11 protein-coding genes are annotated in these 13754 nt (G+C 67.4%); 3 read left to right on the top strand and 8 right to left on the bottom strand.

Translation table 11 applies throughout. From position 1 onward, the window contains the following. The first annotated feature begins 201 nt into the window (after positions 1-201). Positions 202-1416 (top strand): tryptophan synthase subunit beta, encoded by a 1215-nt coding sequence (trpB, locus tag FB468_RS01350; protein WP_141885764.1) that lies wholly within the window; start codon positions 202-204, stop codon positions 1414-1416. A gap of 133 nt (positions 1417-1549) precedes the next feature. Here the strand turns inward: trpB and FB468_RS01345 are convergent, their stop codons facing one another. The 5 genes from FB468_RS01345 to FB468_RS01325 form a co-directional block, all read right to left on the bottom strand. Then, a complete protein-coding gene (locus FB468_RS01345; RefSeq protein ID WP_141885763.1) occupies positions 1550-4552 on the bottom strand; it encodes a DEAD/DEAH box helicase family protein in 3003 nt (1000 codons plus the stop codon). Beyond that, complete coding sequence (locus tag FB468_RS01340; protein WP_246055679.1) at positions 4545-6656, bottom strand: primosomal protein N' family DNA-binding protein; 2112 nt, start codon at positions 6654-6656, stop codon at positions 4545-4547. The genes FB468_RS01345 and FB468_RS01340 overlap by 8 nt, the downstream gene beginning before the upstream one ends. Before the next feature lie 13 nt (positions 6657-6669). Further along, positions 6670-7854, bottom strand: coding sequence for a methionine adenosyltransferase (metK, locus tag FB468_RS01335; protein ID WP_211359154.1), 1185 nt, complete (start codon positions 7852-7854; stop codon positions 6670-6672). Positions 7855-7960: 106 nt separating this feature from the next. Beyond that, positions 7961-8212 (bottom strand): DNA-directed RNA polymerase subunit omega, encoded by a 252-nt coding sequence (gene rpoZ / locus FB468_RS01330; RefSeq protein WP_119279365.1) that lies wholly within the window; start codon positions 8210-8212, stop codon positions 7961-7963. A 31-nt stretch (positions 8213-8243) separates the two neighbouring features. After that, positions 8244-8906 carry a DUF8185 domain-containing protein gene (locus tag FB468_RS01325; RefSeq protein WP_141885761.1) on the bottom strand — a complete coding sequence of 221 codons (663 nt, stop codon included), beginning with the start codon at positions 8904-8906 and terminating at the stop codon, positions 8244-8246. 81 nt (positions 8907-8987) lie between these two features. Between FB468_RS01325 and FB468_RS01320 the strand changes: the two genes are divergently transcribed. Continuing rightward, positions 8988-9884 (top strand): acyl-CoA thioesterase, encoded by an 897-nt coding sequence (locus tag FB468_RS01320; protein ID WP_211359058.1) that lies wholly within the window; start codon positions 8988-8990, stop codon positions 9882-9884. Here the strand turns inward: FB468_RS01320 and FB468_RS01315 are convergent. Together FB468_RS01315 and ettA are read right to left on the bottom strand one after the other, a co-directional pair. Next, the gene (locus FB468_RS01315; protein WP_141885760.1) at positions 9881-10345 is read right to left on the bottom strand and encodes an acyl-CoA thioesterase; all 465 of its coding nucleotides are present in this window, start codon (positions 10343-10345) and stop codon (positions 9881-9883) included. The two genes, FB468_RS01320 and FB468_RS01315, sit on opposite strands and share 4 nt — an antisense overlap. An 82-nt stretch (positions 10346-10427) precedes the next feature. Continuing rightward, positions 10428-12107, bottom strand: a complete 1680-nt coding sequence (gene ettA / locus FB468_RS01310; RefSeq protein ID WP_141885759.1) for an energy-dependent translational throttle protein EttA — start codon at positions 12105-12107, stop codon at positions 10428-10430. A gap of 142 nt (positions 12108-12249) precedes the next feature. Here ettA and FB468_RS01305 point away from each other — a divergent pair, with 142 nt between their 5' ends. Beyond that, positions 12250-13077, top strand: coding sequence for an aminoglycoside 3'-phosphotransferase (locus FB468_RS01305; RefSeq protein ID WP_141885758.1), 828 nt, complete (start codon positions 12250-12252; stop codon positions 13075-13077). A 28-nt stretch (positions 13078-13105) separates the two neighbouring features. Here FB468_RS01305 and FB468_RS01300 read toward each other — a convergent pair whose 3' ends face one another. Further along, positions 13106-13588 carry a DUF6993 domain-containing protein gene (locus FB468_RS01300; protein WP_141885757.1) on the bottom strand — a complete coding sequence of 161 codons (483 nt, stop codon included), beginning with the start codon at positions 13586-13588 and terminating at the stop codon, positions 13106-13108. Between the last annotated feature and the right edge of the window lie 166 nt (positions 13589-13754).

Here is a 13754-nt window from a genome sequence, read left to right as displayed (position 1 = left end):
GCGGGTGACACATACGTAGTGCTGGTGATACACTCGGCGCATGCACATCGTGATTCAGTGGTGGGCCGCCTAGGGCGGTCACTCTTCACGCATCTGCATGCACCTCGACACCGCCTCTCGGAGGCGGTGTTTTTTGTCTCACGAGTGGCGCACGGGGCCAACACACCCCACCCGCTCAGTGACCACGAAGGATCTCCACTCATGACTCAGACCACCACTGCCTCGCCCTACCGGGCCGACGAGCACGGCTTCTTCGGCGAGTTCGGCGGCGCGCCGCTGCCGCCGTTCCTTGTCGAGCCCATCGCCGAGGTCGCCCGCGAGTACGCCAAGGCGAGTGCCGACCCCGCGTTCCAGGAGGAGTACCAGGCGCTGCTCTCGAAGTACGTCGGCCGCCCGTCGCTGCTGTACTTTGCTGAGAACCTCACCGCAAAGCTCGGTGGCGCGAAGGTCTACCTCAAGCGCGAAGACCTCAACCACACCGGTGCGCACAAGATTAACCACTGTCTCGGCGAAGCACTGCTCGCGAAGCGAATGGGCAAGACGAAGGTCATCGCTGAGACCGGCGCCGGCCAGCACGGCGTCGCACTCGCGACCGCGGCAGCGCTCGTCGGGCTCGAGTGCGAGATCCATATGGGCGCCATCGATGTCGCCAAGCAGCACCCGAACGTCGTGCGCATGGAGTTGCTCGGCGCGAAGGTCGTCTCCGTCGAGGAGGGCGGCAAGACGCTGAAGGAAGCCGTCGACTCTGCGTTCGGTGTCTACGCTGCGAACCCCGAAGAGTACTTCTTCGCGATCGGTTCGGTCGTTGGTCCGCACCCGTACCCGTCGATGGTGCGCGACTTCCAGTCGGTCGTCGGCCGCGAGGCGCGTGCGCAGGTGCTCGAGGCAGAGGGCAGGCTTCCCGACTACCTCATCGCCGCGGTCGGAGGCGGTTCGAACGCGATGGGCCTGTTCGACGCGTTCCTCGAAGACGAGGGCGTCGGAATCATCGGGGTTGAGCCAGCCGGCGAGGGCCTTGAGGGCACTCGTCACGCTGCGACGATGACGCTCGGCACCCCCGGGATGCTGCACGGCATGCACACGAAGGTGCTGCAGGACGCGAACGGTGAGCCGTCAGCCGTGCACTCGATCGCCTCGGGCATCGATTACCCCGGAGTCGGCCCGCAGCACGCCCGCCTCGAACAGCTCGGACGCGCCGAGTACGTGACCGCGACCGACGCCGAGACGCTCGACGCGTTCCAGCTGCTCACCCGCACCGAGGGCATCATCCCGGCACTCGAATCGTCGCACGCGGTCGCACACGCAGTGAAGCTCGCTCCGACACTCCCGGCCGATGCCGTCATCATCGTGAATCTCTCGGGCCGCGGCGACAAAGACGTGGACTTCGTCGCGGAGCGCCTCGCACAGCAGGCATAGCCCCGCGGGCGCTGCAGGCTGCCGCCGCGCTCGCTGCAGGCTGCGGCCCCGCACTCAGGCCTCAACTTTGTCTGCGGATTAACGTACTCAGGCTCGTCTAACTACGTCAATTCGCAGACAAAGTCGCTGTGCGCTACGCCCACACCTCACGTCGCCCCGTGCGGGTGCCCGGTGCAGCACTCCGCTGGCGCGCCCGAGTAAGGAGCGCAAGTTTGTCGGGTGAGTCGATCTCGTGCAGCGTACACGGCCCAACATACCGACCCCACTCTTCCGCGAACAGCTGCGCGTCCGCACGGCGCCTTCCGAGCGCCGTCGGCACCTGCAGGAAGCGGGTGCGGAACCCGATCAGTTCGGCGATGCGCGATCCGAGCCACGACACGGCACTTCGCCCGCGCAAGGGTGCTTGGCCGACCTCAAGCAAGAAACGCGGGGTACGCACCGGCGCCAATAGCTCCTCGAGCTGTGTGAGGATCAACTGTTGATCGGCGAGTTCGCCGCCGCGCACTTCAACCGCGTACTGGGCGACTGTCATTCCCTCGGCATATAGCGGCACGACGACGATGTTGCCTTGACCGTACCTGGGAACACGCCCCCGGCTGTGCAGCACCCTCGCAATGGCGAACGCTGCACCCTGGTAGGCGGTCGCAGGGAGTGCTCGCTGCCTGGCTGCGAGCCACATGCTCTTCCAGAACTCCCGCGTCCCCCACAGCATCACCGCACCGGCGCCGCCGAACAAGATGAGCTTAGCGACGAGGGAAAGCGAGCCTGCTGCAGCTCCGATTCTGAACAGCTGCAGGCCAATAGCGACCACCCCGACCCCGATCAGTAGCAACACGATGTCAAGGGTGAGCGAGCTCACAAACGGCCGAAGCCTCGCGGCCGGAGACAGCGTCAGCGCTTCCCGCTGCTCCCCCAGGTACGGCTCGCCAATGCCCCACTGCCTTCGCGTCTCTGCGCGGGCCGGAAGCTCCCGCAGAGTCTCACGATTCACGTCTGCGGCGCGAACCGCCGGGCTGCGTTTCTCCACGATGCCGTCGAGCTGCGTCAGCTGACGCCGGGTGAGCGTGTGCGTGAGTCCACGGGTGATTGCCCCGGTCCCGTCGCGGGCGATGCCCCACACTCGCTCGTGTTTTCGGGAGAGGCGCGCAAGATCACTCACCCCGTCGAGCTTCATACCTGATTCAACGACGCTCGTCACCGTCCAGTTATGGGCGACCTTCTCCGGCCAGTTCGTATCCAATCGCAGCGAACGCCCCCGTAGCTGCTGCGTTGCTGCGGACGTTGCAGCGACCGACAGATCAATCAGGGTGTTCACGGCCGGGCAGTCCCACCCCTCGCCGAGCAAACCGCGTGTGCCGACAAGCAGACGCACGTCTCCTCTGGCAACGAGCTGTGACACCGCCGCCACGATCGCTGAAGGCCCGAGACCGCTGAGACCCAGCTCCACGACTCCAGGGCTGTCGGTCGGCATGACAGTCGGCGTCACCCCGGTGATCTCTTCAAACCTTGGCACGAGATCGCCGACGTCACGCACGGCGACCCGCAGGTGCCGAGCCGTCACAAGCACGGGCCGCAGGGAGGCAATCGATTCATCGGCTGCTACGATCTCGAAGCAGCGCAGCGCGCCGGCCCGCTTTTTCTGTGCACCCACGCCGTGCCCGTGCACCGCAAAATCAACGAGCACAACCGCCCGAACCTCTTCACCCGCATCGCGTGCGAGTTCGTGGCGAAGAATCTCTCCAACCGCATAGTCCTTAGCAACTGACGTCGCGAGAATCTGATCGACGGGGTCACGCCCACGGCGCACCCCGCGGTCGGTGAGGTGGTATCCGAAATCAGCGAGCACGGCTTTGACGCTGGCCCATGTCTCCGCTTCTTCGGGGTGAGGCAGCAGGCACGTAAGTGCGTACCTCGCGAGCACTCGAATTCGCTGGTCCATCGTCGCGCGCTGAGAGGCTTCCGGCCCCACCAGCCCGACGATGCGGTGCTGCGGCGCGAGCTCGCCGAGCATTCGCGCGGCTGCCTCGGAGAAGGCAAAGTCGGCTTTGAACGCCGCCGCCACGCGCTCCTCAGGCGTCCTCGCGGTACCGCTGGGTGCGCCCTCCCGTGCTGGCACGTCTTCCTGCAGCAGCTCACGCTCGAGAAACGCAATGCCGTTCGACTGCCCGAGCGTCCCCTCCACGAGCCTCGTGAGTTCCCGGTCCTGCGTGCGCAGGAAGCCGAGCTCGTCCTGGGTGGGGGTCACAAACCAGGCGAAGTCCCGGTATGGGGCGAGGTTCCCCTCTTTGACGACCGCCGGGGCAGGGAGCTCATAGTCGACCTCACCCAGCAGCCCGGTGTAGTTCTCATACAGGACACGATCGTCTTCCGACGGCAGGGTCGCGGTGAGGCCGATCACGAGGGGTTCGACGCCCCGCTCGCGGATCCGTGCGAGCAGACAGTGCACGACGATGGCCCAGTGGTCGAGCAGGTGGTGACACTCGTCGAGAATCACGGTCGTCACGCCGTGGGCCACGAGACGGGCGATGAGCGCACGCGCGTTCGGGTGCAGCACAGCCTCGAGTGCGGTCGTGTTTTCCCGCACTCTCTCCTTGCGCAACCGCCCTGCGCGCCTGCGCAGCCCCCGCATATAGGCGGCGCGATGAGACGAGGCGAGATCGCTCAGCCATGCTTTCGCAGCGCCAGGTTCACGCCCAGCCTCGACGAGTTCAGCAAGCCATTCGGATCTCGCGAGGTCGTCAAAAGGGCTGCTCTCCTCCATCACCGAAAGCATCTGGTACGTGAGCGCGGTGAAGTCGCCCGGTCGCTGTGGATCTTCGGAGATCACCTGCCCTGGACTCTCAGCACGAAGGCCATCCGCAGCACACGAACCCTTCATTTCCGTCGCCGCTCGGGCCCACTGCGACCGGATCGTCGTCGTCGGGGCGAGCGCCACGGCGCGCGAACCGGCCCGCCGAGCGAGTTCAAGGCCGACAAGGGTCTTGCCTGCTCCTGGCGGCGCGACGATGTGCAGGGGACTGATTGGTGACGGGCCGACGGCGTCAAAGACTGCGCGCTGCGAACGGCGAAACGTTCCTTTAAACTGCCATCCGGCAAGCGGGGCATCAGTCGAAGCTGGCGTGCCTTCTCTACCCATCGAAGACGCCCCGGTCGTCGAACCGCAGCCTCAGCGCTTCGGGCACTGCCCGCCCCGGCGCGCGCCCCTTCTGCCGCGACGAAGCGCCCGCAGCGTCGGCGACGAGCGCGCCACGCAGTCGTTTCGCGACATCGTTGCCCCTCCCGTATTCAAACCGTACGATCGCCCGCACCAGCTTGGCGCCTCGCGCAGCCGGGTCAGAAGCAGCCACCGGCGTCGGGCCGAGCACTTCAACGCCTGCCAGCGTGTCGGGCGACCCGAGTGCGGCGAGGGCACGGTCAACCTGGGCCGAGCCCCCGGTCACGCTCGCGACTCGCACGGCCGGCGGATACCTGAGCGCCTGCCTGTCGCGGAGTTCGCTGTGCAGCCACTCGTCGAGCCGCCCCGTGACGAAGGCCTGCACGACGGGGCCGCCCCCCGAAGCCATGAGGCAAACGCCGTCGGGAGCCGCGAGCGCCGCCGCGTTCTCCCACCACCGCAGGCAGTCTTCGCCGGCTCGGAGGTTCTCCAGGCTCAGTAGCCGTTCGGCGTCAAGCAGCACGACCGCTCGGTACCCGCCCGCGGCGAGGGGTTCGGCGCCGCGCGTCGCGACCACGATCGCGGGCCTCGCATCGACGCGCTCACGCGGGTTGTCGCCGTCTGCGAGCAGCACCCGGAAGCCACGGAACTGCCGCTCAAACTGCTCGACGGTGCGCGCCGATCCCATGCCGCGCTCGACAAGCCTGTTTCCGCCGCAGCCCGCGCATGCCCAGCCGCCGGCGTGCTGCCCGCACCACCGGCATGCGGCCGTGCCAGCCGTGCGAAACCCGATGGGACCGCCGCACGCGGTGCACCGGGCGAGGTCGCCGCAGTCGCCGCACACCGAGACCGGCGCGTACCCCGGGGTCGCGACCTGCACCAGCACCGGCCCCGTCCGAAGGCCCTCACGAATCGTCTTGGCCGCGAAGTCGGGCACCCGACCGGCGAACGCGTCTGGCGCGATCGACTGGTCGGCGTGAATGACTCGGGTGCGCCTCGGCGGGTTCACCTGGTCGTGGACATAGCCGATGAGCGAAAGCCGTTCGACCTCAGCGCTGCGGGCGTGCGCCGCGAAGAACAGCCCGGCCCCCGACTGCTCGGCGCGCACGAGCGCCGCGTCACGGGCGTGCACGTATGGCGCAAGCGGCTCGGCGAGCACGGGGTCGCCGTCGTCCCACATCAGGATCGCGCCAAGCTCGTACGCCGGCGCGTACACCGCGGAACGATTTCCGATAATAATCCGCGGCTCGCGGTCGAGTGCCCGCAGGAAGCTCCCGTAGCGCTCCGCGTTTGACTGCCGTGCGTCAACGCGAACGACGCTCTCGGCGCCGAAGGCAGCCAGGGCGCTCTGAAGCTGATCCTGATCGCGGTAGTCGGGCAGCACGACGATCGCGCTCCGGCCTGCCTGTTTTACGGCGATCGCGACACGTGCGAGCCTGATCGCCCATGCCCCGACCCACTCACCGGTCGCAAGCCGCTCGGGCGAGTGCGTCGCGGTGAGCGCAAGCCGCTCCCCCGCGACCAGCCGGTCGGCGATCTCCGCGGAGTCGGCGTCTGGAAGCTCGGCGTGTCCCTCAGCCGCCTCCCCAGACGACGGAGTGGCGGTGTCGGCAGCACTAGCTGTGTTGGCTGTCGCAACTGCGGCGAGGTGCTGCTTCTCTACCCGAACCTGGCGGCCCGGGATCGCGAGGCGCAGAATGTCGCCGGCTGAACCACCCGCCCGGTCGGCGACGGCACGCGCGAGGTGCCAGACCTCGGGGGTGAGCTGAGGGACGGGGCTGACGATGTCGGCGATTGGCGAGAGCTCGCCGCCGAAACTGCTCGACGCCGTGAACCCGATGACGTACCCGAAGGCTTTGCGCTGCTGGTTGCGGAACGGAACGCGCACGCGCTGGCCGACACGGAGGTCTGTGGCGAGCTCTTCAGGGACCGCGTAGTCGAACAGGTGGTCAAGCTGCGGCAGCGCCGAGTCGAGCAGCACCTCGGCGACGGCACGACCGTTCGGCGCCTCAGCGTCGAGACAGCTGCACGCGGGTGCGGCAAGCTCTGCAGCCTCGGGGATGTCGCTCAGCTCACCTGACGACACGCCGCCGCCTCAACTAGAGCCCCGCAGCGGCGCGCAGCTCGGCGACGCGCGGCGTGGCTTCCCAGGTGAATTCGGGCAGCTCGCGACCGAAGTGGCCGTAGGCACTCGTCTGCGCGTAGATCGGGCGGAGAAGCTCGAGGTCACGGATGATGGCGAGGGGACGAAGGTCGAACACGTCGCGCACGGCGGCCTCGATGACTGCCGTCGGAACGGTCTCGGTGCCGAACGTCTCGACGTACAGGCCAACGGGGTGCGCGCGGCCGATCGCGTACGCGACCTGCAGCTCAGCCCTGCGGGCGAGGCCCGCGCGCACAACGTGCTTCGCGACCCAGCGCATCGCGTACGCGGCGGAGCGGTCGACCTTCGACGGGTCCTTGCCACTGAACGCGCCACCGCCGTGTCGGCTCGCGCCGCCGTAGGTGTCGATGATGATCTTGCGGCCGGTGAGGCCTGCGTCGCCCATCGGCCCGCCGACGACGAACGGGCCTGCCGGGTTGATGAAGAACTCTGCGTCGGCGCGTGGCAGATCGACTTGCTCAAGCACGGGGTTGATGACCTCGCGCGCGACCGCCTCGCGAAGCGCCGGGATCGACAGGCTCGCGGCGTGCTGCGTCGAGACCACAACGGCCTCGATCGATGCGGGCCGGTCACCGTCGTAGCCAACGGTCACCTGCGTCTTGCCGTCGGGCCGCAGCTCAGGGATGATGCCGCTCTTACGAACCTCGGTGAGGCGCTCGGCGAGCCTGTGCGAGATCCAGCTCGGCAGGGGATGCAGCTCGGGGGTCTCGTCAGTCGCGAAACCGAACATGATGCCCTGGTCACCCGCGCCCTGGGCGCTCAGCGCGTCGTCGTCACCCGACTCACGCGCTTCGAGTGAGACGTCGACGCCGCCCGCGATATCTGGCGACTGCTGGCCGATTGACACCGAGACCCCGCACGATGACGCGTCGAACCCCATCTCGGAGCTCGTGTACCCGATCTCGCGGATCGCGTCGCGCACGAGCTGCGGGATCTCGACGTACCCGCTCGTGGAGACCTCGCCCGCGACGTGCACCAGGCCCGTCGTGACGAGCGTCTCAACAGCCACGCGCGCACCCGGGTCTTGCTCAAGCATCGCGTCGAGGATCGAGTCAGAAATGCGGTCGCAGATCTTATCGGGGTGTCCCTCGGTGACGGACTCGGACGTGAACTGACGCAGCAAGGATGCTCCTCGAATAGGTGTTGAACGGGCCGCTGAATCGGGCCAAGAATAGCTGTGGCGCCGGTACCAGTAGGGTATCCGGCGCCACCGACACTGCGGGCTGCTACGCCTTCGGCGTCATCTGCAGCTTGCCCTCGACGATCTCGTGAAGAGCAATTGACAGGGGCTTGTCGTCGACCGAAGAGTCGACGAGCGGGCCGACATTGTCGAACAGGTTACCGTCGTGCAGATCGGTGTAGTAGTCGTTGATCTGGCGCGCGCGCTGAGCGGCGAATACGACCAGTGCGTACTTCGAGTCCACCTTGTCGAGCAGATCGTCGATCGGTGGGTCGATGATGCCGTTGACATTAGCCATGATTTAACTCCTCTAGATAGACCCGTCTATTCTAGCTCATCAGGCCGACGCCGCGACGCAAGATGACGTGACCGTTACGGCTGCTCAACCGCGTCCAGGCGCGCGTGCCGGAAAGCGTGAGCCGATCGACGCCCGCGAGGAACCCGAGGCCCTCGGCCGCGAACGCTGCCGCGGCAGGGATCCCGGGGGCAATCTCGCTCCCCCACACCGCGCGGCGCACCTTCTGCACGACGGGGTCACCGGCGTCTGCGGGCACGTTTTCGGCCACGCGTGCCATACCCTCGGCCGCGACGACCGCGAGAGAGCCAGCGTCAATCTCACCGCGGGCTTCCCAGCCCGCTACGGGCGGCAGCACCCCCGTCCAGGCCGCCGCAACGGTCACGTCTGGGAGCGCGAGGGTAAGGCCCGACTCCTCACGCGCGAGCCTGTCCGTGAGCGAGCGGACCTCAACGACAGTGTCGATGGGTTCCGTCGGCGCGGCCGACAGCGGGAAGGCCCGCATGACGAGCACGACCGGTGAGTCATCCATGATGCTCAAGGGCGCCTGCGTGCACCCGTAGACCGCGAGCGCGCTGCCCCGCGTCTGCAGTCGCACCTCGGCTTCACCGAGGCGGGCGAGGCGAGAGAGATAGTTCTGCAGGTCGTCCCGGGTGGGTGTGTCTGCGAGGCCTAGGGTGAGAATCTGTGCGGTCATCGGCATCAGCCTAGCGCCGCAAGATTGGCGTGAGCCGCGAGGTTGCCGCCCCCGGCACGGCTGCGACATAGACTGAGGCGTATGACTGACGCGGCCAAGCACCCCCAAGCGACCGAGGTCCCGGCTCCGAACCTCGCAGAGATGCTCTCCCTCGCGAATACCGAGGCGCGCACCCACTACGACATCTTCACGGGCCCGGCGATGCCGACGCCGCACGGTCGCGCCTTCGGCGGCCAGGTGCTCGGCCAGGCACTCGTGGCCGCGGGCCTGACCGCGCCCGACGGGCGCGAGATCCACTCGATGCACGGCTACTTCGTGCGCCCCGGAGACAGCCACACGCCGATGACGTTCGAGATCGCGAGGCTCCACGACGGCAGGTCGTTCTCGACGCGGCGCGCGCAGGCATACCAAGATGGCCAGGTACTCATGTCGCTGATCGCCTCGTACCAGGGGCGCGAAGAGGGGCTCGACCACCAAGAGGGCCTCGACACGTCAGCCCTGACGCAGCCAGAGGAGCTCCCGTCGGTCTGGGACAAGTACGGCCACCTCACGGGCGAGCGCCGCAACTCGTGGGTGCTCAACCGCCCCTTCGATTTCCGCCACGTCGAGGGCGACATCCTCGTCGAGGCTGGTGAGCCGAGCAGCCGCCAGGCCGTGTGGCTCAAGAGCCGCGAGCCGCTCGACGGCGGCCAAGCGCTGCACTCGGCGGCGCTCGCATTCGCGTCCGACTACCTGCTGCTCGAGCCCGTCGCCCGCCGCCACGGCATCCCCTGGGCGACGCCGGGGATGAGCGCGGCGAGCCTCGACCACAGCATGTGGTTCCACCGCCCATTCCGAGTCGACGAGTGGCTCCTCTACGAGCTCGAGTCGCCGACGGCCCAGAGCGGCCGCGGCCTCGCGCACGGGCGGTTCTACGATCGCTCGGGTGCGCTCGTCGCGAGCGTCTCGCAGGAGTCGATGATCAGGCTGCCGCGCTAGCGCCCGAGCACGAGCGGCTCGTCCATCCACTCCCCCACGGCCTTGCGGCCCGCAGCGCTCAGGCGCGCGGGCTTCAGCGTTTCACCGTCGACCATCACCGCCACGGTGATCGCACGGGCAACGACTGAGCGCTCGGCCGCCGCACCGTCGACAATCTCGCAGTGGATCTCAAGGTGAGCGCCGCCGAGCTTCCCGATCCAGAGCTCGACCGTGACAGGCTGCTCCGAGTACTCAAGCACGCTGAGAAACTCGATCGACTGACTCGCGACGAGCATCTTCGGCCCGCCTGCGACATTCGACTGGAAATGCTGTTCAAGCCCCGTGTGTTCATCCGCGGCCCCGAGCCACAGCACGCGCACCCGCGCCTCCTCGAGCAACCGGGCGAACACGACATTGTTTACGTGCCCGTAGGCGTCTTGGTCGCCCCAGCGAAGCTGCAGGTTGACGTGTGCTCGGGCCATGGGTGGTGATCCTTTCACGGGAGAAACTCGGGGCGAAAACGCGAGTGCCCGCAGGACTCGCCTGCGGGCACTCGGTCACGCGCTAGTCGCGGGTGAGCTTGCGGTAGTGGCTGCGCGAGGGCTTCGCGGCCTCCGCGCCAAGGCGCTCAATCTTGTTCGCCTCGTACGCCTCGAAGTTGCCCTCGAACCAGTGCCAGTCGGCCGGGTTCTCGTCGGTGCCTTCGTACGCGAGAATGTGCGTCGCAATGCGGTCGAGGAACCACCTGTCGTGGGTGATGACCACGGCGCAGCCGGGGAACTCGAGCAGCGCGTTCTCAAGCGACTGCAGCGTCTCAACGTCAAGGTCGTTGGTCGGCTCGTCAAGCAGCAGGAGGTTGCCGCCCTGCTTGAGCGTCAGCGCGAGGTTCAGGCGGTTGCGCTCACCGCCCGACAGCACGCCGGCCTTCTTCTGCTGATCCGGCCCCTTGAACCCGAACTTCGACACGTACGCGCGCGACGGGATCTCGGTCTTGCCCACGGTGATGATGTCGAGGCCCTCGCTCACGACCTCCCAGAGCGTCTTGTCTGGGTCGATGTTCGCGCGGTTCTGGTCGACGTAGCTGATCTTCACGGTCTCGCCGATCTTCAGCTCGCCGCTGTCGAGTGGCTCGAGGCCGACGATCGTCTTGAACAGGGTGGTCTTGCCAACGCCGTTCGGGCCGATGACGCCGACGATGCCGTTCGGCGGGAGCGAGAACGAGAGCCCGTCGATGAGCGTGCGGTCGCCGAAGCTCTTTTTCAGGTCCTTCGCCTCGATGACCACGTTGCCGAGGCGCGGGCCCGCGGGAATCTGGATCTCCTCGAAGTCAAGCTTCTTGGTGCGCTCAGCCTCGGTCGCCATCTCTTCGTACCGCGCGAGACGGGCCTTGGACTTCGCCTGGCGGCCCTTCGTGTTCGAGCGGACCCACTCGAGCTCGTCCTTCAGACGCTTCGCGAGCTTCTGATCCTTCTTGCCCTGTACGTCGAGGCGCTCGGCCTTCTTCTCGAGGTAGGTCGAGTAGTTGCCTTCGTAGCCGATGAGGCGGCCACGGTCGACCTCCGCGATCCACTCCGCGACGTTGTCGAGGAAGTACCGGTCGTGGGTAATCGCGATGACGGCGCCGTGGTACTTCTGCAGGTGCTGCTCGAGCCACAGCACGCTCTCTGCGTCGAGGTGGTTAGTGGGCTCATCGAGGAGCAGCAGGTCGGGCTTCTGCAGCAGCAGCTTCGTGAGCGCAACGCGGCGCTTCTCGCCGCCTGACAGCGGGCCGATCTCGGCGTCGCCGGGCGGGGTGCGCAGCGCGTCCATCGCCTGCGCGAGCTGGTTGTCGAGGTCCCAGCCGTCAGCAGCGTCGATCTCTTCCTGCAGCGTGCCCATCTCGGCGAGCAGCGCGTCGAAGTCAGCGTCGGGCTCTGCCATGAGCGCGGAGATCTCGTTAAAGCGATCGAGCTTGCCCTTGATCGCGATGCCGCTCTCGATGTTCTCGAGCACGGTCTTCGTCTCGTCGAGCTCGGGCTCCTGCATAAGGATGCCGACCGTGTAGCCGGGGGTCAGCGCGGCGTCGCCGTTCGACGGGGTGTCGAGCCCAGCCATGATCTTCAGGATCGTCGACTTACCCGCACCGTTCGGGCCGACCATGCCGATCTTTGCTCCCGGAAGGAACGACATCGTCACGTCATCAAGAATCAGCTTCTCGCCGACTGCCTTGCGGGCGCGAACCATTTGGTAGATGTATTCAGCCATAAATTTTCCGAGCGCGTGCGCCCCGAACTCCCTGCTTCACGAGGTGGAATGTATCGCCGACTACTCTACCCGTTCCGGGCGCCGCTGACCTCGAATTCAGGAGACCGCGCGGCCCACGCCCAGACTCCGTACACTCGGTTTCATGTTCGACAAGCCCGAAGCAGTTGCCGAGATCCCGACGGGCCCGGTGCCCGTGCCCGAGCGCGTGCGCGAACTGACGGGCGGGCGCGAGCTCGTTCCCATCTGGGTGAATGGGCTGGGCGGGCTCACGTTCCGCGACATGGGCGGCCCGGGTAACGCGAGCGCGAGCTACGTGAAGTGGGTCGCCGCGGGCACGCCCGAATTGGATCTCGCTGAGGAAGCGAACCGGCTCGGGTGGGCGCGGGCGCAGGGAGCGGCGGTGCCCGAGGTACTGAGCCACGGCGCAGACGAGGCCGGATCGTGGCTGATCACGCGCGCGCTCGAGGCTGCTTCGGCTGTCGAGCCACAGTGGATCGCCGAGCCCGCGATAGCCGCTCGCGCGATCGGCGCGGGCCTCCGCGTTCTGCACGACACTCTCCCGGTCGACGAGTGCCCGTTTGAGTGGGGCATCCCGGCACGCATCGAGCAGTTCGAGGAGCGCGTCGCCTCGGGCGAGAGCCCCGGCGACTGGCACCGGGCGTATCGGAACTTCACCGTCGCTGAGGCACGTCGGCGGCTGCATGACGCGCCGGATCCTGATCGCTTAGTCGTGTGCCACGGCGACGCGTGCGCACCCAACACGCTGCTCGACGCGGCCGGCAACTTCGCGGCGCACGTCGATCTCGGTTCGCTCGGGGTCGCCGACCGGTGGGCCGATCTCGCGGTCGCCGCGTGGAGCATCGATTGGAACCACGGGCCTGGCTTCGACACGCTCGTGTACGAGGGGTACGGAATCGATGCTGACCCCGAGCGCATCGCGTACTATCGGCTGCTTTGGGACCTCGGCTGAGCGCGCTTCGGGAAGCCTCGCGGACGGCTTACCAGTCGATCGGGCGCGTTTGGCCGATGAGGCACACGTTGCGCTCGGGGCCGACGGCGGCCGCGACCTCGGCGGTTGCGCCGCGTTCCTCTGCAGCGACCTGGCCGATGAGGCACGACTCCCCGGCGCGCACGGCGACGTAAATGCTGTCAGCGGCGAGCCCCGTCTTCGACTGGTCGAACGAAACCTGCATATCGGTCTTCGCGAACCCGCCGGCCGCGAGCGCATCGACGATCGGCTGCCCCTGAACCGGCTGCTCCCCCGCCGCGTATTCGCGCAGCACCTGCCCGAAGAAAGGCAGGTTGTCTTCAGCGGTGCCGCCCGGCACGAAGACCGCTGGCTCCGCGGGCTCTTCGATCTGGGGCCGTTCGGGCGTCACCGGGGTGGGCCCCTCGATCAGCGAGCACGAACTGAGCGTCAGCATCAGTGTCGCCGCGCCTGCCACGATAGCCGCCGTGCGACGGGCCCGAGTCTCAACCATGTGCCAAGTCTATGGGCACGGCCTGTCGCGCTGCTCCCACGAAGCTGAGAGCTTCGCCCACAGTCGCGCGAGCACCGGTTCTTGTACGTGGCTCTCCACAGCTGGCGGAAAGTTGCCTCGCGCCGCTCCACCCCACGGGCATGCTGTCCCCACGGCGCGCGCACCG

Origin of the sequence: Leucobacter komagatae (assembly GCF_006716085.1) — a bacterium.
Lineage (GTDB): Bacteria > Actinomycetota > Actinomycetes > Actinomycetales > Microbacteriaceae > Leucobacter > Leucobacter komagatae.
The sequence above is the reverse complement of the archived record's forward strand: the minus strand, read 5'-3'. Positions and strand labels throughout refer to the sequence as shown.